Source organism: Sphingobacterium sp. T2, assembly GCF_000814685.1.
GTDB classification, from domain to species: domain Bacteria; phylum Bacteroidota; class Bacteroidia; order Sphingobacteriales; family Sphingobacteriaceae; genus Sphingobacterium; species Sphingobacterium thermophilum.
Window position 1 is genome coordinate 1 of the sequence record NZ_JXAC01000283.1, and the last position, 913, is coordinate 913.

2 protein-coding genes and 1 tRNA gene are annotated in these 913 nt (G+C 41.7%); 2 read left to right on the top strand and 1 reads right to left on the bottom strand.

The window, feature by feature from the left end; genetic code table 11:
* Window positions 1-81 precede the first annotated feature (81 nt).
* Together SD31_RS16755 and SD31_RS14085 are read left to right on the top strand one after the other, a co-directional pair.
* Window positions 82-219 (top strand): hypothetical protein, encoded by a 138-nt coding sequence (locus SD31_RS16755; protein WP_156138386.1) that lies wholly within the window; start codon window positions 82-84, stop codon window positions 217-219.
* A 20-nt stretch (window positions 220-239) separates the two neighbouring features.
* The gene (locus SD31_RS14085) at window positions 240-611 is read left to right on the top strand and encodes an FN3 associated domain-containing protein (RefSeq protein ID WP_039054583.1); all 372 of its coding nucleotides are present in this window, start codon (window positions 240-242) and stop codon (window positions 609-611) included.
* A gap of 47 nt (window positions 612-658) precedes the next feature.
* Here the strand turns inward: SD31_RS14085 and SD31_RS14090 are convergent.
* Window positions 659-731: transfer RNA gene (locus SD31_RS14090), tRNA-Gly, on the bottom strand.
* Window positions 732-913 lie beyond the last annotated feature (182 nt).

Here is a 913-nt window from a genome sequence, read left to right on the forward strand (position 1 = left end):
TGGGCTACTTATTGCTGATCTTTATTCAATTCCTACATCGCGTTTCGAAGTACTATTTGCTAATATTTCCATACATCTACAGTGGACAAGGAAACATTGAACAGGTCGCGCATAAGCCAATTGGAGCGTATCAATGAGAAGGGACGAGCACACTTCTTAGGAATCAAAGGAGGGGTGTTTGCTGAGACTTTGCTAAAGATGAAAATCTGGATTATCTAGCTTTTCCGAGGTTTTATGTATTGGCAGAGCGAGCTTGGGCGCAGCGCAAGCCTTATGAGAGTGAAAAGACTTTTGATATATCCAAATTTGATAAGGATTACGCTTCCTTTATTGACAGAATAGGGAGGGTGGAATTGCAGGAGATCCAAGATAGAGTGGCTTTCCGTTTACCGAAGGTTGGATTGAAGCAGGAAGGGAAAATCGTTCTTTTTGCTGCAGAGTATCCGGGTTTTGATGTGTACTATACCTTAGATGGATCTTTACCTACACAGACTTCGTCAAAGGCAGATAAAGCCACGGGAATACGTGTAGAAAGAGGGCAGAAACTGACTATAGCGGTATTGGATAAGAATGGAAGAAGAGGGCCTGTTTCTACGTTAGATATAGAATAAAAAAGCAAAAGCTTCTCGATAGAGAAGCTTTTGCTTTAATTTTTTTGAGCGAAAGACGAGGCTCGAACTCGCGACCCCAACCTTGGCAAGGTTGTGCTCTACCAACTGAGCTACTTTCGCTTGATTTTCTGACACAAAAATAAGGGCTTTTTCAGCATCTGTCAAGAGGATAAGATGAAAATTTTGCCTTTATTTTTGCATCAGTCTTATTCTTAGTGAATTAAATTTTTATAGCGTCGACACAATTTATGCCGTCAATGGCTGCGGAGACGATTCCTCCTGCATAACCGGCTCCTTCTGCG